Source organism: Mesorhizobium sp. AA23, assembly GCF_001672435.1.
In the GTDB taxonomy this organism is placed as follows: domain Bacteria; phylum Pseudomonadota; class Alphaproteobacteria; order Rhizobiales; family Rhizobiaceae; genus Mesorhizobium.
This window is the reverse complement of sequence record NZ_LYTP01000014.1, coordinates 1-18,808: the sequence shown is the minus strand read 5'-3', so window position 1 is coordinate 18,808 and position 18,808 is coordinate 1. Positions and strand designations below refer to the sequence as shown.

Annotated in this window: 15 protein-coding genes; 6 read left to right on the top strand and 9 right to left on the bottom strand. The window is 64.4% G+C overall.

Annotated features, from left to right (window positions below; all coding sequences use genetic code 11):
- Nucleotides 1–52: 52 nt before the first annotated feature.
- Both A9K66_RS15380 and A9K66_RS15375 read right to left on the bottom strand, forming a co-directional pair.
- On the bottom strand, nt 53–1,429 hold the full coding sequence (locus tag A9K66_RS15380; protein ID WP_067324998.1) for an MFS transporter: 1,377 nt from the start codon (nt 1,427–1,429) through the stop codon (nt 53–55).
- 246 nt (nt 1,430–1,675) lie between these two features.
- Nucleotides 1,676–6,472 carry an NAD-glutamate dehydrogenase gene (locus A9K66_RS15375; RefSeq protein ID WP_067324933.1) on the bottom strand — a complete coding sequence of 1,599 codons (4,797 nt, stop codon included), beginning with the start codon at nt 6,470–6,472 and terminating at the stop codon, nt 1,676–1,678.
- A gap of 125 nt (nt 6,473–6,597) precedes the next feature.
- Between A9K66_RS15375 and A9K66_RS15370 the strand changes: the two genes are divergently transcribed.
- The 3 genes from A9K66_RS15370 to A9K66_RS15360 all read left to right on the top strand — a co-directional run bounded on the left by A9K66_RS15370 (nt 6,598) and on the right by A9K66_RS15360 (nt 8,684).
- Nucleotides 6,598–7,161, top strand: a complete 564-nt coding sequence (locus A9K66_RS15370) for a peroxidase-related enzyme (protein ID WP_067324931.1) — start codon at nt 6,598–6,600, stop codon at nt 7,159–7,161.
- A 213-nt stretch (nt 7,162–7,374) separates the two neighbouring features.
- Nucleotides 7,375–7,698: a YciI family protein gene (locus A9K66_RS15365; protein ID WP_067324996.1), complete on the top strand. Its 324-nt coding sequence runs from the start codon at nt 7,375–7,377 to the stop codon at nt 7,696–7,698.
- A gap of 359 nt (nt 7,699–8,057) precedes the next feature.
- Nucleotides 8,058–8,684, top strand: a complete 627-nt coding sequence (locus tag A9K66_RS15360; protein WP_067324929.1) for a DUF1062 domain-containing protein — start codon at nt 8,058–8,060, stop codon at nt 8,682–8,684.
- 56 nt (nt 8,685–8,740) lie between these two features.
- On the opposite strand, the gene typA is transcribed toward A9K66_RS15360, so the two are convergent.
- On the bottom strand, nt 8,741–10,570 hold the full coding sequence (typA, locus tag A9K66_RS15355; protein WP_067324927.1) for a translational GTPase TypA: 1,830 nt from the start codon (nt 10,568–10,570) through the stop codon (nt 8,741–8,743).
- Nucleotides 10,571–10,764: 194 nt separating this feature from the next.
- On the opposite strand from typA, the gene A9K66_RS15350 reads away from it, so the two are divergent.
- Entirely contained in the window at nt 10,765–11,049 is a 285-nt protein-coding gene (locus A9K66_RS15350; protein ID WP_245307538.1) for a hypothetical protein, read from the top strand.
- A 98-nt stretch (nt 11,050–11,147) separates the two neighbouring features.
- Here the strand turns inward: A9K66_RS15350 and A9K66_RS15345 are convergent, their stop codons facing one another.
- Both A9K66_RS15345 and A9K66_RS15340 read right to left on the bottom strand, forming a co-directional pair.
- A complete protein-coding gene (locus tag A9K66_RS15345) occupies nt 11,148–12,722 on the bottom strand; it encodes an alkaline phosphatase (RefSeq protein ID WP_067324925.1) in 1,575 nt (524 codons plus the stop codon).
- A gap of 136 nt (nt 12,723–12,858) precedes the next feature.
- Nucleotides 12,859–14,142, bottom strand: a complete 1,284-nt coding sequence (locus A9K66_RS15340; RefSeq protein ID WP_067324923.1) for an MFS transporter — start codon at nt 14,140–14,142, stop codon at nt 12,859–12,861.
- Between the two features lie 78 nt (nt 14,143–14,220).
- Between A9K66_RS15340 and A9K66_RS15335 the strand changes: the two genes are divergently transcribed.
- Together A9K66_RS15335 and A9K66_RS15330 are read left to right on the top strand one after the other, a co-directional pair.
- Nucleotides 14,221–14,838, top strand: a complete 618-nt coding sequence (locus A9K66_RS15335) for a TetR/AcrR family transcriptional regulator (RefSeq protein WP_067324921.1) — start codon at nt 14,221–14,223, stop codon at nt 14,836–14,838.
- Nucleotides 14,839–15,050: 212 nt separating this feature from the next.
- Nucleotides 15,051–15,641 (top strand): hypothetical protein, encoded by a 591-nt coding sequence (locus A9K66_RS15330; RefSeq protein ID WP_067324919.1) that lies wholly within the window; start codon nt 15,051–15,053, stop codon nt 15,639–15,641.
- A 281-nt stretch (nt 15,642–15,922) separates the two neighbouring features.
- On the opposite strand, the gene ppa is transcribed toward A9K66_RS15330, so the two are convergent.
- From ppa to A9K66_RS15310, 4 genes are all read right to left on the bottom strand, one after another.
- Complete coding sequence (gene ppa, locus A9K66_RS15325; RefSeq protein ID WP_067001447.1) at nt 15,923–16,456, bottom strand: inorganic diphosphatase; 534 nt, start codon at nt 16,454–16,456, stop codon at nt 15,923–15,925.
- 215 nt (nt 16,457–16,671) lie between these two features.
- The gene (locus A9K66_RS15320; protein ID WP_067324917.1) at nt 16,672–17,178 is read right to left on the bottom strand and encodes a GNAT family N-acetyltransferase; all 507 of its coding nucleotides are present in this window, start codon (nt 17,176–17,178) and stop codon (nt 16,672–16,674) included.
- A gap of 149 nt (nt 17,179–17,327) precedes the next feature.
- Complete coding sequence (locus A9K66_RS15315; protein ID WP_067324916.1) at nt 17,328–17,966, bottom strand: TPM domain-containing protein; 639 nt, start codon at nt 17,964–17,966, stop codon at nt 17,328–17,330.
- A gap of 6 nt (nt 17,967–17,972) precedes the next feature.
- Complete coding sequence (locus A9K66_RS15310) at nt 17,973–18,797, bottom strand: YgcG family protein (protein ID WP_067324914.1); 825 nt, start codon at nt 18,795–18,797, stop codon at nt 17,973–17,975.
- Between the last annotated feature and the right edge of the window lie 11 nt (nt 18,798–18,808).

The window sequence follows — 18,808 nt, the reverse complement described above, 5'->3', positions numbered from 1 at the left end:
CTCATCCGTCGCCTTCGGCGACACCTTCTCCCACAAGGGGAGAAGGAGAGCGCTATTCCACCGGCTTGTCCGCCGGATATGGCGTCCTGACCAGGATTGCCATGCCGAGGCCGAGGAACAGCGCGATCACCGCCATGCCGAGCCGTGCCGAGCCGCTGGCCAGCGTGATCGTCGACACCAGGAACGGCGCCAGGAAGCTCGTTGCCCTGCCGGCCAGCGCGTAGATGCCGAAATAGCGGCCGGACTCGGCGGCCGTGACGCTGCGCGCCATGTAGGAGCGCGAGGAGGCCTGGACCGGCCCGAAGGCGAGTCCGATCAGCAGGCCGTAGAGGATGTAGGCCTTTTCGGCCGCGGTGCCGAAGAGGCCGCCGGAATCGGTGGTGGGCAGCTGTATTAGGCCGAGCAGCGTGAAGCCTGGCCCGGTCGACACGACGCCGATCGTAGCCAGCAAAAGCAGCATCAGCGCAATCATCACCACTGCCTTCGATCCGAGCGCGGTGTCGAGGCGCGCGGCGATCCAGCAGCCGAAGATCGCGACGACGTTGAGGATGATGCCGAACATGCCGATCTCGGTGATCGACCAGTTGAACATGCCGGCGGCAAAGGTGCCGCCGAGCGCCAGGAGCGCGTTGACGCCGTCCTGATAGATCATGCGGGCGACGAGGAAGCGGAAAATGCCGACGCGCTTGCGCACCTCGAAGAGCGTGGACTTCAATTCCGACAGGCCCTCCCGCACCGCCGGGCCCATTGAAAGCCCCTTGATGGCGTCCGGCGTGAAGATGAACATCGGCAGGATGAACAGGAAGTACCATCCGGCCGACATCGGCCCGGTGAAGCGCGCGTCCTCGCCGAGCTTAGGATCGAGCCCGAACAGCGGGTCGAGGCCGATGATCGTCTTGCCGGTTTCCAGATTGCCGGCCAGGAACAGCACCACGAAGATCAAGGCCACCATGCCGCCGAGATAGCCGAGTCCCCAGGCGATGTTGGAGATCTTGCCGATATCCTCCTTGGGCACCAGGCGCGGCATCATGGAATCATTGAAGACGGTGGAGAATTCCGCGGCCACAGAGGCGAGCGAGAAGAGCAGCACGATCAGGAACAGGCTGGAGCCGGGCGCGGCGAACCAAAGCAGAGTAAGGCTGATGATCTTGATCGCTGCGAAGGAGGCGATCCATGGCTTGCGCGGCCCGGTCTGGTCGGCAATCGAGCCGAGCACCGGCGAAAGCACCGCGATGACAAGACCCGCGGCAGCGATGCCGTAACCCCAGGCAGCCTGCCCGGTTGTGGCGTCGCTCGCCATGCGCGAGACGAAGTATGGCCCGAAGATGAAGGTAGTGACGACGGTGAAGAAGGGTTGCGCCGCCCAGTCGAAGAACATCCAGCCCCAGATGCCGCGCCCCGTTGCCCGCTGCACTGCTACTTCGGCCATGTCCCCTCCGGCATCGTCCGCCCGCGACCCGCGCATGTCTGCATGTTTTCGGGCGGCGATGCAAATGAACAAGCACGGCGCCGCCGCTCGGTGGCTTGCGCGTTTCCACTCCGCGTCAGCGGGAACAAGAGCGCCGGCCGCGACCTCTTCCTTCTGGGGAGGTCGGACCTCAGGTCCGGATGGGGGTGGCGCCGAGCCCCGCCCCGCTGCTTCGCAGCGACCCTCCCCGCAAGGGGCAGGGTAAACCTACATCCCCGTCAGGTCGCTCATCAGGCCGGACGCCACCGACAGCCGAGACACGGTGATGTCGCCGCCTTCGGTCAGCGCCTGCAGCCGCTCGCGGATGCGCCCGACCTGCTCGCCGCCGGCTTCCAGCCAGGCCGCCACCGGATCCACCGCCTGGCCGTGGGCGGTGAGCGCCGCGACCGCGATGCCGCGCCTTGCGGCGCCGATCGTGTCGGTCGCGCGCGACAGCGCCAGCTGGTCGTAATAGTCCGGCGGCATGATCGAGCGCGCGGCCTCCTCGACGCGTGGAATGCGAAAAGCGTCGCTGACGGCGAAGAAGGCCCTGGCGGCGCTGACGATATCGGCATTGGCCGTGCGTGCGGTGAGCGCGATGTCCGGGATCAGGTCGCTCACCTCGGCCAGCGCCAGCTTTTCGGCAAGTTTGTCGGGCGCGCCGCCCTCAGTCAGGTCGTGCCGCCGCGCCTCGATCCGCTCGCGTGAGAAGGCCGGCAGCAGCGAGATGAGCTTCGGCTCCAAAGCCATGCGCGCTTCCTGCAAGTCGGCGATGCGCTGGCCCAGCGGCGCGGAGGATAGGTCGTTCTTCAGGTACCAGCCGCTGGTCATGAAGATGAGCCGGCTGACTGCCTGGTAGAGATCGAGCTGCGTCTGGCCGTCGATCTGGTTGTCGAGGGCATCGATCTCCTTGTAGAGCGAAGGCAGCGCGAAACCGTCGCGCACCAGGGCGAAAGTGCGCACGACGGCGCCCGCTGTGCGGCCCGTCGCTTCCTGCAGCCGGTTGACGAAAGACGGCCCGCCGCGGTTGACGAGATCGTTGGCGACGACGCGCGCGATGATCTCGCGCCGCAGCCGGTGGGCACGGATCTCGCCGGCGAATTTCTTCGCCATCCGCTCCGGGAAATAGCCCATCAGATCGCGGTCGAAATGCGGATCGTCCGGCACGTCGCTGGCGACGATGTCGGAGAAGAGCACGATCTTGGCATAGGCAAGCAGCACGCCGAGCTCGGCCCTGGTCAACGGCTCGCCGCGAGCCTCGCGCTCGGCAAGCGCCGCCGGCGAAGGCAGCGTCTCGACGGCGCGGTCGAGCAGGCCGCGCGCTTCGAGCGCCGTCATGAAGCGCGCCTGGTGCGCGATGTCGGCCAGCCCGCGCTTGCGCGCCAGCGACAGCGCCAGCGTCTGCTGGTAGTTGTTGGAAAGCACCAGCGTGCTCACCTCGTCGGTCATCTCGGCAAGCAGCTTGTTGCGCGCCGGCCGCGCCAGCGAGCCTTTGCGCATGGCGGACGCCAGCGCGATCTTGATGTTGACCTCGACGTCCGAGCAGTTGACGCCGCCCGAATTGTCGATGGCGTCGGAATTGCAGCGGCCGCCCTTCATGCCGAACTCGATTCGCGCCCGCTGCGTGACGCCGAGATTGGCGCCCTCGCCGATGACCTTGGCGCGCACGTCGAGCGCGGTGACTCGGATGGCGTCGTTGGCGCGGTCGCCGACATCGGCATTGGTCTCGCCGGAGCCCCGGACATAGGTGCCGATGCCGCCGAACCACAAAAGATCGACGGGCGCCTTGAGGATGGCGTTCATGATCTCGACCGGCGTTGCCGTGGTCTTGGCGAGGCCGATCGCAGCGGCCGCCGCCTGCGGCAGCGTTATCGACTTCAGGCTGCGCGAGACGATGACGCCGCCTTCCGACAGCTTTGACTTGTTATAGTCCTGCCACGACGAGCGCGGCAGCGCGAAAATGCGCTGGCGCTCGGCCAGCGAGGCCGCCATGTCCGGGTCGGGGTCGATGAAGATGTCGCGGTGGTCGAAGGCGGCGATCAGCTTGGTTGCCGGTGACAGGAGCATGCCGTTGCCAAACACGTCGCCCGACATGTCGCCGACGCCCACGACCGTGAAGGGCTCGGTCTGGATGTCGCGGTTCATCTCGCGGAAATGCCGCTTCACCGCTTCCCAGGCGCCCTTGGCGGTGATGCCCATCTTCTTGTGGTCGTAGCCGGCCGAGCCGCCGCTGGCGAAGGCGTCGTCCAGCCAGAAATTGTGCGTCTCCGAAATGGCGTTGGCCGTATCGGAGAAGGTCGCCGTGCCCTTGTCGGCGGCAACGACGAAATAGGGATCATCCTGGTCGCGCCGCACCACGCCGGCCGGCGGGATGATGCCGTCGACACCGATATTGTCGGTGATCGAAAGCAGGCTGGAGACGAAATTCTTGTAGGCCGAAGTGCCGGCCTCGAAGATCGCGTCGCGGCCGGCGCTCATCGGCAGTTTCTTCGGATAGAAGCCGCCCTTCGCGCCGACCGGCACGATGACCGCGTTCTTGACCTGCTGCGCCTTGACCAGACCCAGCACCTCGGTGCGGTAGTCCTGGGCGCGGTCAGACCAGCGCAGGCCGCCGCGCGCCACCGGGCCGAAGCGCAGATGAACGCCCTCGACCTCCGAGCCGTAGACGAAGATCTCGCGCCAGGGGCGGGGCGCCGGCAGCCCGTCGACCGCCTGCGAATCCAGCTTGATCGCCAGCGACTGTCCTTTGTCTTTCGTATCGGCAACGAAATGATTGGTGCGCAGCGAGGCTTCGATCAGGTTGAGATAACGACGAATGATGGTGTCGTCATCGATGTTGGGCACCTCTTCCAGCGCGTCCTTGATCTTGGCCTTGAGGTGCTTGGCGGCGACCACGCCCTCGGTCTCGGCCGTAGGGCCAAGGCGGGCAACGAACAGCTGATGCAGGCCGCGCGCGATCTCCGGATAGCGGTTGAGCGCGGCGGCGATGAAATCCTGGCTCTGCGGGATACCGGCCTGCTGCAAATAGCGGCCGTAGGCGCGCAGGATCGTGATTTCGCCCGACCAGAGACCCGCGGTCTGGGCAAGGCCGTTATAGCCGTCATTGTCGACGTCGCCGCGCCAGACCGACAGGAAGGCATCCTCGAACAGCGCGCCGTCGCCGAGGTCGATCGGCTTGCCGTAGCTGTTCTCCAGCTCCATGTCGTGGATGAACACCATGCCGGAGGCTTCGTCGCCAACCTCGAAGGTGCGCTCGCTGATGACGCGGAAGCCGATATTCTCCAGCACCGGCACGCGCCGCGACAGCGCCACCGGACTGCCGTGGTGATAGATCTTCAGCGCCGCCTGGTGCGGCTTCTGGTCGGCATGGCGGTAATAGTCAATGGCGATTGGATTGGCCGCATCGATCCTGGCGATGCGTCCTGCATCGGCCAGCGCCACGGCCGGCGAGAACGAATCGCGATAGCTTTCCGAAAAGCGCGAGGCAATTGCCGTAAGCGTTGCATCGGCGCCCGATTCCGACACTGCTTCGCGCAGCGCATCGTCCCAGGTGCGCACGATGTCGCGGATCGCTGCCTCTATCGTTGCCGGCTCGACCTTCGGCGTCTTGCCGCCGGAACGGCCGATGATGAAATGCACACGCGCCAGCCCGCCTTCTGGGAAGGCCGGATAATATGCCGACAGCCGGCCCTGAAATACTGTCTTCAGGTAGGTGCCGATCTTCTCGCGCACGACGCTGTCGTAGCGGTCGCGCGGCACGAAGACGAGAATCGAGACGAACCGGTCGAACTGGTCGACCCGCACCAGCGCCCTGACGCGCGGCCGTTCGATCAGTCCGAGGATGGCTTCGGCGTGCTTCCTGAGGATCGGCACCGGAACCTGAAACAGCTCGTCGCGCGGATAGCTCTCCAGCACGTTGATCAGCGCCTTGCCGGAATGGTCATGCGGATTGAAGCCGGACTTGGCGATGACCGTCTCGGCCTTCGAGCGCAGATAGGGGATCTTCATCACCGAACGCGTGTAGGCGGTCGAGGTGAACAGGCCTACGATGCGCAGCTCGCCTGAAAGCACGCCCTTGGCGGTGTAGGTTTTGACGCCGATATAGTCGAGATAGATGCGCCGGTGCACCAGGGACTTGGCATTGGCCTTGGTGACGATCAGCGGTTCCGGCCCATGCAGGAAGGCGCGGATCTCCGGCGTTGTCGACACCGCCTCGGTGCCGCGCCTGAGAACCAGGACGTCGGGATCCGCGAGGATGCCGAGGCCGGGTTTGTCGGCGCGCTCCAGCATGCCGCTCTTCTCGCCGCCGGTGTAGTTGAACTCGCGCATGCCGAGGAAGGTGAAATTGTCGTCTCGCAGCCATTCGAGGAAGGCGATCGCCTCGGTGACATGCGCCTTGTCGAGCGGCACCGGCGCGTAGCGGAATTCCGAGATGGCCTGATCGAGCCGGGCAAGCATCGGCTTCCAATCGGCGACGGCGGCGCGCACCTGGTCCAGCAGCTTCTTCAGGCGGCCGGCCAGGGCTTCGGCCTGATCCGCCGAAAGGCGGCCGATATGGACGTGGACGACGCTCAGCCGGTCATGGCTGGTTTCGCCCTTGACGGAGCCGCCGTCTCCGAGGATCTCCTCGATGCCGCTCTTGCCGTGCCGGACGACGATAACGGGATGGGTGACCAAAAGCGGCTCGCCGGCGCTCTCGGTGATCTCGCCGAGGATGGAATCGAACAGGAACGGCATGTTGTCGTTGACGACGGTGATGACCGTCATCGGCCGGCCCTGGCGCGTCACGCCGGAATCCACGTCTATGGCAATGATGCAATCGCCCTTTCTGTGCCTGGCGACCGCCCGGCCGGCGAGATCGGCGGCGCGTTCGAGGTCGGCGACGTCATAGGCGGCGATGTCTTCGGCCGGCGTGCGGGCGAGGAGATAGTCGGCGAGCCTGCCGGGCTTTTCGCCTGCCCTTGCCGCGCCTCCTTTTGCCGGACTGGTTTTTTTCGGCTGGCTTGCGGTTTTCAGGCTGGCCATGATGTGAAGTCCCTCCCGTCACATGCTTTTGGGTCTATGGTAGCAGATGAGCGCTATTTGGCGACAAAGGTTTGACGACGCTTTAAGAAAATCGAACCGACGCTCACCCTGCGAGGAGAACGGATATGACCGACAGGATTACGGCGCTCGACCTGGCCCGGGCGGAGCTGAGCGAAGCGACGAAGGCTTATTTGGCCAAATGCGAGGAAAAGCTCGGCCTCGTGCCCAACGTGCTTCTGGCCTACGCCTTCGACGAGAAGAAGCTGCGCGCCTTCACCGACATGTACAACGAGCTGATGCTGGGCGAGTCCGGCCTGTCGAAGCTGGAGCGCGAGATGATCGCGGTCGCCGTTTCCTCGATCAACCAGTGCTACTACTGCCTGACCGCGCATGGCGCGGCGGTGCGCCAGCTTTCCGGTGAGCCCGCTCTTGGCGAGATGATGGTGATGAATTTCCGCGCCGCCGGCTTGCCCGAAAGGGAGACGGCGATGCTGGAATTCGCGGTCAAGCTGACGGAGGAGCCAGCCAAGATCGTCGAGGGCGACCGCGCCGCGTTGCGACAGGTGGGCTTCAGTGATCGCGACATCTGGGACATCGCCTCGACTGCCGCCTTCTTCAACATGTCGAACCGGGTGGCCGCCGCGGTCGACATGCGACCGAACCCCGAATACCACGCCATGGCAAGGTGAGGCTCACCGGCCTCACATTAGCAACGTCGAATTTCTCGTTGCCCGCCCCGCCGTTTGGGTCGATGATCAACGATTGCGGTTAGCCCGCGATGATTGCGGCTAGCTCGCATATCAACGATTGCGGCGTAGCCGCATATCGGATTGCGGCATAGCCGCATACCGCCAGGCGGCGCTGCCGCATCCCGGCTCGACGCCGCCGAAAGGGAGGAGAACATGGCGAAATTTCTCTATGTCTATCACGGCTCCGGCAAGATGCCGACCGAGGAGGCCGAGCGCAAAGCTGCGATGGATGCCTGGACCGGCTGGTACGACAAGCTGGGTTCGGCCGTGATCGACGGCGGCAATCCTGTCGGCATGTCGAGAACGGTGCTGCCCGGCGGCGCGGTCGAGAACAATGGCGGCAGCAATCCAACCGCCGGCTACACGATCGTCGAAGCGAAGGATATCGACGATGCCGTCGCCAAGGCCAGGGATTGTCCGATCCTGATGAACCCGGCCTTCAGCGTCGAGGTCGCGCCGATCATCGAGATGATGTAGCGCCAAAGCGCCCGAAGGTCGTCAGAGTGAAACACGGCGGGCGGCATACTCTTGCCCGCCCGCCGTCGCACGGCTAGAAGAGCCGATCCTTCCCGATTTCGAGTTTCACTTTGCCTCAGTAAACGCCGGTCTCGTCTACTCCCCGAAAGCACGCGCAGGCGCGCTTTGGCGGCGCCTGCATCATTTCATGTGTTCTTCAGGCGGCGGCTCGAGACCGGTTTGGCATTGCTGAGCCGCCGTCGCGCAATTGCGCGGGCGTCTGATTTTCAACCACTACAGCCTTTCGCCACACCGTGCCCGCATGGGCATCTCGGACATTGCCGCGCTGACGGACTTCCCGACGGGAAGGGCCTATCGGCATGTCTCGAACTTTGCGCATTCGCTGGGTGGTCGCGCCCGCAGTCGCGCCTCGACCTCTCATCAACTGCAATCGCTGCGGCGGCGTCAAACCTTACCAATGCAGCGGAAAGTTCCGCGTCAACGCCAACGGCAAGCGCATCGATGCCTGGCTGATCTATCGCTGCACCGACTGCGACAATTCCTGGAACCGAACCATTTTCGAGCGATGCAACCGTCGCGACATCGCACCGGCGCTGATGGCTGCACTGGAGCGCAACGATCCGACGCTGGTCCGACACTATGGCTTCGATGCCGTGGCGCTCAGAAATCGGGTCGGGCGGATCGAAGAATCTCCCGAAGTCACGGTGCGAAAGGAGCCGCTGGATGGCAGGCCGGAAGGCGCGACGGCGCTTTGGCTTGAGCTTCGGCTCGATGCCGCAACGCCCTTGCGGCTTGACCGCTTGCTCGCCGGCGAGCTCGGCATCTCCCGGTCGAGGCTGCAGGCCTGGGAAGCGCGGCGGTTGCTCGCCATCGAACCGTGCGGCGCCAAAGCCCTGCGCAGGCCGGTGCGCGACGGCATGGTCGTACGCGTCGACCTCTCCGGCGAGACCGGCCGTGACGCTGTCGTTTCGGCCGCATGTGCATGAAGTGAAAAGAGAGGGAGCGATGCCCCCTCCCTTGAGTAACTGCCTGGGCTAAAACCCTACGCCGCGCCCATCACCTTGGCCGACTTCTCGAAGCGCTTGCGCTCGTTCGGGTCGAGATAGAGCTTCCTGAGCCGAATGGTCTTCGGCGTCACCTCGACCAGCTCGTCGTCCTGGATCCAGGCCAGCGCGCGTTCCAGCGTCATGCGGACCGGCGGCGTCAGCTTCACCGCCTCGTCCTTGCCGGCGGCGCGGATGTTGGTGAGCTTCTTGCCCTTCAGCACGTTCACTTCCAGGTCGTTGTCGCGGGAATGGATGCCGATGATCATGCCCTGGTAAACCTTGACGCCCGGATCGATGATCATCGGGCCGCGATCCTCCAGGTTCCACATCGCATAGGCGACCGACTCACCCTGTTCGTTGGAGATCAGCACGCCATTGGTGCGGCCGGGCAGCTCGCCCTTGTAGGGCTCGTAGGCATGAAACAGCCGGTTCATCACGGCGGTGCCGCGCGTGTCGGTCAACAGTTCCGACTGATAGCCGATCAGGCCGCGGGTCGGCGCATGGAAGACAAGGCGCTGGCGGTTGCCGCCGGAGGGGCGCAGCTCGACCATCTCGGCCTTGCGTTCCGACATCTTCTGCACGACCACGCCGGCGTGCTCCTCGTCGACGTCGATGACGACTTCCTCGACCGGCTCCAGCAACTGGCCGTCATCGCCCTTCTGCATGACGACCCGCGGGCGCGACACGGCGATCTCGAAGCCTTCGCGGCGCATCGTCTCGATCAGCACGGCAAGCTGCAACTCGCCGCGACCGGAGACGAAGAAGGAATCCTTCTCCGGCGATTCCTCGATCTTGAGCGCCACATTGCCTTCGGCCTCGCGCAGCAGCCTGTCGCGAATGACGCGGCTGGTCACCTTGTCGCCCTCGGTGCCGGCAAGCGGACTGTCGTTGACCAGGAAGGACATGGTCACCGTCGGCGGGTCGATCGGCTGCGCATGCAGCGGCTCGCTCACGCTCGGATCGCAGAAGGTGTCGGCGACGGTGCCCTTCGACAGGCCGGCGATGGCGACGATGTCGCCCGCCTGGGCTTCCTCGATCGGCTGGCGCTCGAGCCCGCGGAAGGCGAGGATTTTCGAGATTCGTCCGGTCTCGATCTGCGTGCCGGCATGGTGCAGCACCTTGACCGCCTGGTTGGGCTTCAGCGAACCGGACTCGATGCGGCCGGTGATGATGCGGCCGAGGAACGGATTGGCCTCGAGGATGGTGCCGATCATGCGGAACGGACCGGGATGCACCGTCGGCGCCGGCACATGCTTGACGACGAGATCGAACAGCGGCGCAAGGCCATGGTCCTTCGGGCCTTCCGGATTTTCCGACACCCAGCCGTCGCGGCCCGAGCCGTAGCGGATGGGGAAGTCGAGCTGCTCGTCGGTCGCATCGAGCGCTGCGAAGAGGTCGAACACCTCGTTCACCACCTCGATGTGACGAGCGTCCGGCCGGTCGATCTTGTTGATGACGACGATCGGCCGCAGACCTACCTTCAGCGCCTTGCCGACGACGAACTTGGTCTGCGGCATCGGCCCTTCGGCGGCGTCGACGAGCACGATCGCCGAATCCACCATCGACAGGATGCGCTCGACCTCGCCGCCGAAGTCGGCGTGTCCGGGCGTGTCGACGATATTGATGCGGGTGCCCTTCCAGTCGACCGAGGTCGCCTTGGCCAGGATGGTGATGCCGCGTTCTTTTTCGAGGTCGTTGGAGTCCATGGCGCGCTCGGCGACGCGCTGGTTTTCGCGGAAGGCGCCGGACTGTTTCAGGAGTTGGTCGACGAGCGTGGTTTTTCCATGGTCGACATGCGCGATGATCGCGATATTGCGGAGGTTCATTGTCTGGTCTCGGGAGCGTTGCAGGCAGCAGGCCCGAAAGCGCCGCCTTTTTCGGTTGGGCGGCTCATACAAGGTTTTTCGCAATTGCGAAAGGGGAGGCCCCGCCCCAAATAAATGGTCACTGATTCTTAAACGTCTTGGTGTGAAATGATTCTGTTAACCAAGGGGGAACCTTTGAGGGGCCGGGCAATTTCATGTTCATGACCGATCAGATGTCCAGATTGCGTCCGGTTTTCGCGTGGGCAGCGCTTGGCGTGCTTGTTGCGGCTGGCGCCGCACAGTCGGCGGCTGCCCTGAGAGAAGCTGACCCCTCGCCCCGTGATGCCAAAACCGCGCAGCAGATGTTTGCCGACGCCCCGGACGGGGTCGACCCGATCGTCACCGGCCCGGTCAGCGCCGCCTTCAAGCAGCGCCAGAAGGCAGCCAACTGCGACACCGCCGTCTGGCCGAACATTCCCGCGACCTGCTATCCGGATTAATATTGCGACGGCTACCTGACAAAGGTGGCACTCCGGGACACCCCCCTGTGCCCTGCCGGACTGTCCGGCAGGGCACAGGGGGGTGCCTGGCGCCGACCCTAAGCCGACCGCACCGGATCGAGCGTGACCTTGTAGAGCTCGTTGTCGTCGCGATCCATCAGCCGCACCGTTAGCTGCTCGGTGGCGCCGGAAATGTCGACCAGGCCGAAGAACTGCAGGCCCGCTGATGGCGGCAGGTTCTGGCCCTGCTCGGCGCTCGGCGCCTTGATGAACTTCAGCTCGGGCCCGAAGGTCATGTCGAGATCGTTGGGACCGAAGGTGCCGGCGTGGATCGGGCCGGAGACGAATTCCCAGAACGGGTTGAAATCCTGGAACTGCGCCTTGTCCGGATTGTAGTAATGCGCCGCCGTATAGTGGACGTCGGCGGTCAGCCACACCGTGTTGGTGATGCCGGCGTTCTTGATGTAGCGCAGCAGGTCGGCGAACTCGAGCTCGCGGCCTTTTGGCGTGCCATTGTCGCCGTTGCTGACCGCCTCGGCTCCGGCCTTTTTGGCCGCGTCGTTCCAGACGACGAGGCCGAGCGGCATGTCGGCGGCGATGATCTTCCAGGTCGCCTTGGAATTCGCCAGCTCGCGCTTCAGCCACTGCGTCTGCTGCTCGCCGAGCATGCGCGACTTCGGCGTCAGCGTGTCCTCCATGTCGGGGCCGTTCGGGCCGCGATAGGAGCGCATGTCGAGGAAGAACACGTCGAGCAGCGGCCCGTGGGCGATCTTGCGATAGACGCGTCCCGGTTCCGAAGGTTCGTAGCGGATGGTCGTCATCTCATGGAAGGCGCGCGCCGCGCGGGCCGCCAGCACAGGGATGGATTTTTCCGTGTAGCGGTTGTCGGTCGTCAGGTCCTTCGAATCCGACCAGTTGTTCACCACCTCGTGGTCGTCCCACTGGTAGAAGGTCGGGCAGATGGCGCTAAGCGCGAGCACGTGCTTGTCCATCATGTTGTACTTCCACTGGTCGCGATACTCGTCCAGCGTTTCGGCAACCTTGCGCTTGCCGTCGATCATGACGACGTTCTTCCACTTGCCGCCGCCGGGCAGGTCGACCTCGTCCTTCATGGCGCCGTCGGCATAGATCGTGTCGCCGGAATGGAGGAAGAAGTCAGGCGTGTGCTTGGCGATGGTGGAGTAGGTCTTCATGCCGGTCTCGTCGATGCCCCAGCCCTGGCCGGCGGTGTCGCCCGACCACGCGAAGCGCACGTCGCGCTTCGACGCCGGCGCGGTGCGGAAACGGCCGACGATCGGCTCGGAGACGGCGTTGATGTCGGAAAGATCGGCGGCCGTCATCCGGTAGAAAATGTCCTGGTCGGCGGCGAGGTCGGTGAGCAGCCGCTTCACCGTATAGTCGCTGGCGGGCGAGGTATCGAGCGGCGCCAGCCTGACGGCGTCGGCGAAGCCTTCGGTGGTCGACACTTCGTACATCACGCGCGCCGGCCGGTCGGTGCGGGTCCAGACCATGCCGGAGGTGGCGTCGATATCGCCGGACTGGACGCCGTGGGTGAAGGCCGGGCGCTGATTGGCGCGCGAATAGTAAGGCAACGCGAGTCCGGAGGCGCCGACTAGGGCAAAGGCGCTGGCCGAGGTGACGAAAGCGCGGCGGGTTAACGAGAGCTTGTTCATGGCTGTCTCCGGATGGCGTTCAACGGGACCGCCAACCTCCGGCCTCAATGTTTCAGGCGCATATCGGAACCATGAAATTTTGATAACAGGTCACAGCTCTTCCCTTCTCCCCTTGCGGGAGAAGGGAAGTCGCGCTTTAGGCCGCCTGCGGTTCCGGCTCAAAAGCCGGCTTGCTCGTGTTGATCAAGAGCGAAATACAGGCCGCGGCTATGCCGGTCATGCCGGCGATCAGGAAGGCAAGCTCGTAATTGCCCTGCAATTCGCGCATCGTGCCGCCGAAGGCCGCCGCCGCCGCGGCGCCCACCTGGTGGCCAGCGACGATCCAGCCGAACACGATCGGGCCGCTGCGGTCGCCGAAAGCTTCGTTGGCGAGCCTGAGCGTCGGCGGCACTGTGGCGATCCAGTCGAGCCCATAGAGCACGGCGAAGATGATCAGGCTGACGGCCGAGAAGCCGGAATAGGGCAGATAGATCAGCGACAGGCCGCGCACGGCATAATAGACGCCAAGCAGCTTGCGCGGATCGAAACGGTCGGTGAGCCAGCCGGACAGCGTCGTGCCGATCAGGTCGAAGATGCCCATCATCGACAACAGCCCGGCTGCCTGCACCTCGCCGATGCCCATGTCGCCGCAAAAGGCGATGAGGTGCGTGCCGACGAGGCCGTTTGTGGTGAAACCGCAGACGAAGAATGTGGCGAACAGGTACCAGAACACCCTGGTTCCCGCGGCACGGCGCAACGTGTTCAGCGTATGCGCCAGGAAATTGCCTTGCGCGGCCGGCGACACCGGCGGCACGTCGTCGGCATCGGCCCCATAACGCACCTGGCCGATGGAAGCCGGGCGCTCCGGCACCAGCAGAAAGACCAGCGGCACGAGAGCCGCCGTGGCAATGGCGATGGCAACGGCGACCGGCTTCCAACCTCCCGACTGAGCCAGCGAGGCGAGCAGCGGCAGGAACACCAGCAGGCCGGTCGCGCTGGAGGCGGACATCAGCCCCATCACCAGGCCGCGATTGGTCTTGAACCAGCGATTGACGATGGTGGCGCCGAGCACGGTCGCGACCGCGCCCGAGCCGATGCCCGAAAATACCCCCCATGTGATCAGCAGATGCCACGGCTTGGTCATCAGCAGGCTGAGCGCTGTGGAGCCCGACATGATCAGCAGCGCGGCAAGCAGTGTGCGGCGTAGCCCGATCCGCTCCATCAACGCCGCGGCAAATGGCCCGGTGAGGCCATAGAGGAAGATGCCGACCGCGGCGGCAAGCGAGACGACATCGCGCCGCCAGCCGAAGCTCTCTTCCAGCGGCAGCATCATGACCGCCGGCGCGGAACGGAGTCCGGCGGCGATCAGCAGGCAGAAGAAGATGACTGCGACGACGACGAAGGCGTAGCGCTGGCCAAAGGGGCGGGAATGAGCTATCATGTTACTGACCGGTACGTTGCAGTGGAGCGGCGCCATTCATACGTACCGGTCAGTAACATTGTCAAGCGAGTTTGTTGAATGCCATCGGACAAAAAAATTGAAGCGTCGATCAGCGGAGCCGGCACGGCACCGGCGCCGAAGGCTGCCGACAAGATCCTCGACGTGGCGCGCGACCTGTTCTATCGCGAAGGCATCCGGGCGATCGGCGTCGACGAGATCGTCAGGCGCGCCGGCGTCACCAAGCCCAGCCTGTACCGGACCTTCCCGTCCAAGGACGAACTCGCCGCTTCCTATCTGCGCAAGTACGACCTCGAATTCTGGCAGCGGTTCGACGACGCCGTGGACGCGCATCCTGGCAACCCGCGCGCGCAGATCATCGCTTTCCTCACTCGCGTCGGCAAACGCACGCAGAGGCCGGACTATCGCGGTTGCGGCATGACCAATGCGGCGGTCGAATATCCCGAGCACGGCCATCCTGCGCGGGTGGTGAGCGAGAACAACAAGCAGGAATTGCGCCGGCGCCTGCGCGCCATGGCGGCCGCGATGGGTGCGAGTGATTCCGACACGCTGGGCGATGGGCTGCTGCTGCTGATCGAGGGCGCCTATATCAGCGGCCAATTGTTCGGCCTCGGCGGACCGGCGGCATCAGTCGCCCGTAACGCCGATCTGCTGATTGAAGCCAGCTTGAAGAACTAGTGTCCGCTGCTTCGGCGCTTTTCCTGCAACGTCGGCTGTTGGCGAAACCATCGAGGAGAGCGCCCCTCTCCCCGTCGCTATACAGGGAGAGGATGCCGGCAGGCAGGTGAGGAGCAGCACCGGCCTAGACAATTGACCCTTCGCGCCAACCCAGCTTCCTAGGCTCACGCGGGTTTTAACGCTACGCTGCTGCACCAAACGGAGGTCTTCGGATGCGCGCCTGGCTTGCTCTTACTGCCTTTGTCATCCTTGGTGGCTCGGCCCATGCCGGCGACATTTCCAGCGACTATACCGACCTCGACTGGAAGAAGGACTGCGTGACCTACGCGCAATCGGAAGAAGGCGACGGCGACTGGGCGAACCTCGCCTGCGCCGGCTATCGCGGCTATCCGGTGCTGATCGGCTATGACGACGCGCGCGAGTCCGTCTACTACGGTTTTCCCTCCGACGACATGACCGCCATCTGGGAGAGTTTCTCCGGGTTCAACACCGCTGGGGCGAAGGTCGAGTGGCGCATCGAAACCAATGGCGACAAGGCGGTGCCCTTCGCCGTCATTCATCGTCGCGAGATCAGCAATCCCGAAAACGAAAACAAGCCGACCGAGGTGCTGGTCGTCGCCAAGGTCGCGCAGCCGGAGGAGCATGAGGGCTGCACAATCGGCCTCGTGCTCGCTACCGGCAACCCTCAGGCCAACGATCAGGCCCGCAAGCTCGCCGACCAAAAGGCGAAGGGTTTTGCTTGCGGCAAGGACAAGCGCGAGGTGATCGGCAACGTGCCGGACTTCGGGCGAGTAGATAACTAGAAATCAGAGGGTGTTCGACGAATGCGAGACGGCGAAGGTTGCGCATCCGTCATCCTTGGGCGGAGCAAGGAGCGAAGCGACGCGGCGCAGACCCAAGGATCCATGCCGTTACATCAAGGCGTTGCCACGGTGCAGTAATTCTGTTCCGTAACGATCTTCGCGCGACCTCACGGCATGGATCCCAGGGTCTCCGCGACGGAGCTGCGCTCCTGCTTCGCCCTGGGATGACGACGTTGAGGGCTCGCCCAAGCCCCATCGCCCAGCCGTTGGCTGCCGCTTACCTACTTGACCGCCTTCGCCCGTTCGATCGCCTCGACGATCATCTTCTTGGCATAGTTGGAATCGTGCCAGCCCTCGATCTTGACCCATTTGCCGGGCTCGAGATCCTTGTAGTGCTCGAAGAAGTGCTGCACCTGCTGGCGGGTGATTTCCGGCAGGTGCGTGTATTCGGTGACATTCTCGTAGCGCAGCGTCAGCTTCGGCGAGGGAACCGCGATCACCTTCTCGTCCTGGCCGGCATTGTCTTCCATGATCAAGACGCCGATCGGCCGCACATTGATGACGCAGCCCGGCACCAGCGCGCGCGTGTTGCAGACGAGCACGTCGATTGGGTCGCCGTCCCCCGACAAAGTGTGCGGCACGAAGCCGTAATTGCCGGGATAGCGCATCGAGGTGTGCAGGAAGCGGTCGACGAACAGCGTGCCGGCCTCCTTGTCCATCTCGTACTTGATCGGCTCGCCGCCGATCGGCACCTCGATGATGACGTTGATGTCCTCGGGCGGATTCTTCCCCGTTGGTACGGCTTCGATGCGCATGCTCAAATCCCTCTCTCGATTTGTGAGATCGATAGCGGGCGGCGCTTCATGGTGCAATGCGGCGAATAGCACTGGACGCTAATGGAAGCGCACAGTTTGTGATGGATTGTAACCCAATGCATGTCGCCCAAGACTGCGCAGCGGTTTTGGGCGAACGATATGCATCAAACGAAGACTTGAAGCACGTCACCGCTACGCGCTTTAAGTGGCGGCCATCATTCCCAGACGAAGGCAACCTTCTTCAGCGCCTTCTGCTCGAAGACCTCGACGCCTTCGGCGACGTCGCGGCCGCCATTGCCGGCATAGAAGGCCAGCGCGTTGTAATTGTCCTCCAGCGCCCACACCACCAGGCCTCTGAGGCCGTGGTCGGCAAGGCGCGTCCGCGCCGCCTTGAACAGCCTGCTGCCGAGGCCGATGCCCTGATATTCCGGACGCAGGTAAAGCTCGTAGATCTCGCCTTGCTGCCTGAGCTCGCGGGCGCGGTTCCTGCCGATCGTGGCATAGCCGGCGATCGTGCCCCCGATCTCGACCACCAGCACGGTCGCTGCCTTGCGAATTGCGTTCGCCCACCAATCGGGGCCGCGGCGATTGATCATGGCCGTCAGCGTGCGATGCGGGATGATGCCGGAATAGGCGCCGCGCCATGCCTCCTGGTGCACGTCCGCGATAGCCATTGCATCGCGAGGGTCGGCTTTCCGGATGTCGATCGTCAGCGTGTTCATGATTTGTTAATCATAAACCCGCTTGGCCCGACTGCAAAGAGTCCGCGCTGTCGCGCCCGCGCTTTCTCACAAACGAGCTTGGCGGCGTCGGAGGCGCCGAAAACCAGCCCTCACCCGGCCCCGGCAGAGCAGATTTTCAGTCAGTTCCGTCAGATCTCGACGAGATGGTCATCCAATTCATTGGTGTCGCCGGCGGTAACCGGGAAATGCTCGGCCAGCACCGCGCCGACCGATTCGATCGCCTTGGCGAAGCCGTCGGCGAGTCGGTCGTCGCCCGCGTGCTGTGTCAGGTCCCGCACCACGCCATCCCAGACATGCTGGCCGACCTTAGCATCGATGCCGCTGTCGGCAACGACCTCGGCATAGCGCTCGGCGATGGAGACGAAGATCAGCACGCCCGTCCTCGCCTGGGTGCGGTGGACGTTGCGCGCGAGAAATTGCTTCATCGCATTGGCATGCGCCGCCTGGTAGCGCAGCCGTTTCGGCACGAGGTGAATTCGCAAGCCGGGCAGCGCCCAGAGGAGCGCAAGCATGCAGCCAAACGCCAGAAGCTGAGCAAGCACGAAATGCGGCAAACGGATGGTCAGCCACAAGGCTTCCAGCCCGTAGGCCACTGCGAGGCTGACGACAATCGTGGCGAGCGCCGCCGCGAACGCGGCCGGGAAGAAATAGCCGTCGCTGGACCCCGCCACGACGCAGTATATCTCGCCGTCGGTCCTTGCTTCCGCGGCACGGATGGTCTCGGCGATGCGGTCATGGTCCTCGGGGCTGATCGGTCGCGTTGCCATGGTTTCTCACCAGCTTCCAGAGGAGCCGCCGCCGCCCGACGAACCGCCGCCGCCGGAAAACCCGCCACCGCCGCCACCGGAGGACCAACCTCCACCGCCCGACGACCAGCCGCCGCCACCGGACGACCATCCGCCGGAGGATCGCCGGCTGGGTTCGAAGGTCATGCCGAGCCAGCGGTAGCGGCCGGGCCCGATCCTCTGGCCGAAGATCGGCGGCAACACCGTCAGCGCGATGCTGCCGAAGAAGATCAGCGCCCAGAGGGTGATGAAGATGGCGAAGAACAGGTCGTCGGAGTTGAACGGCGCCTGCTCGTTGCGCTTGCCGCGCGCCTCCAGCTCCTCCGGATTGCCCTCCAGCACCATGATGATGTCGTCGACGGCCTTGCTGATGCCGCCGGAGAAGTCCCCGGCGCGGAAGGCCGGCACCATGTCGTTCTCGATGATCAGTTTGGTGTGCAGGTCGGTCAGCGTGCCTTCCAGCCCATAGCCGACCTCGATGCGCATCTTGCGATCGTTCGGCGCAACCAGGAGAAGAACACCATTGTTCTCCTTGGCCTGGCCGAGCTTCCAGAAGCGGAACAGCCGGTTGGCGTAGGGCTCGATCTCCTCGCCGCCGAGGGTGGGGATGGTCGCGACGACGATCTGATCGGAGCCTTTCTTCTCGAAATCGGCGAGTTTCTGGGTCAGCGCCGCGCGCGTGCCGGCATCGACAATGCCGGCATTGTCGACGACACGGCCGCTAAGCGGGGGTAGGTCGGCGGCAAGGGCGGCGATGGGGAGGAGGAGGCAGAAGATGCTCAGCAAAAGGCCAATGAAGGCACTCCGTCCCACCCCCCTCTGGC

Excerpts from the sequence above, each read along its gene's own strand:
- A9K66_RS15320 (WP_067324917.1), bottom strand. The coding sequence starts at position 17,178 with ATGAACACGCTGACGATCGACATCCGGAAAGCCGACCCTCGCGATGCA.
- A9K66_RS15350 (WP_245307538.1), top strand. The coding sequence starts at position 10,765 with ATGTTCATGACCGATCAGATGTCCAGATTGCGTCCGGTTTTCGCGTGG.
- A9K66_RS15380 (WP_067324998.1), bottom strand. The coding sequence starts at position 1,429 with ATGGCCGAAGTAGCAGTGCAGCGGGCAACGGGGCGCGGCATCTGGGGC.
- A9K66_RS15330 (WP_067324919.1), top strand. The coding sequence starts at position 15,051 with ATGCGCGCCTGGCTTGCTCTTACTGCCTTTGTCATCCTTGGTGGCTCG.
- A9K66_RS15360 (WP_067324929.1), top strand. The coding sequence starts at position 8,058 with ATGTCTCGAACTTTGCGCATTCGCTGGGTGGTCGCGCCCGCAGTCGCG.
- A9K66_RS15345 (WP_067324925.1), bottom strand. The coding sequence starts at position 12,722 with ATGAACAAGCTCTCGTTAACCCGCCGCGCTTTCGTCACCTCGGCCAGC.
- A9K66_RS15365 (WP_067324996.1), top strand. The coding sequence starts at position 7,375 with ATGGCGAAATTTCTCTATGTCTATCACGGCTCCGGCAAGATGCCGACC.
- ppa (WP_067001447.1), bottom strand. The coding sequence starts at position 16,456 with ATGCGCATCGAAGCCGTACCAACGGGGAAGAATCCGCCCGAGGACATC.
- typA (WP_067324927.1), bottom strand. The coding sequence starts at position 10,570 with ATGAACCTCCGCAATATCGCGATCATCGCGCATGTCGACCATGGAAAA.
- A9K66_RS15315 (WP_067324916.1), bottom strand. The coding sequence starts at position 17,966 with ATGGCAACGCGACCGATCAGCCCCGAGGACCATGACCGCATCGCCGAG.
- A9K66_RS15335 (WP_067324921.1), top strand. The coding sequence starts at position 14,221 with ATGCCATCGGACAAAAAAATTGAAGCGTCGATCAGCGGAGCCGGCACG.
- A9K66_RS15375 (WP_067324933.1), bottom strand. The coding sequence starts at position 6,472 with ATGGCCAGCCTGAAAACCGCAAGCCAGCCGAAAAAAACCAGTCCGGCA.
- A9K66_RS15340 (WP_067324923.1), bottom strand. The coding sequence starts at position 14,142 with ATGATAGCTCATTCCCGCCCCTTTGGCCAGCGCTACGCCTTCGTCGTC.
- A9K66_RS15370 (WP_067324931.1), top strand. The coding sequence starts at position 6,598 with ATGACCGACAGGATTACGGCGCTCGACCTGGCCCGGGCGGAGCTGAGC.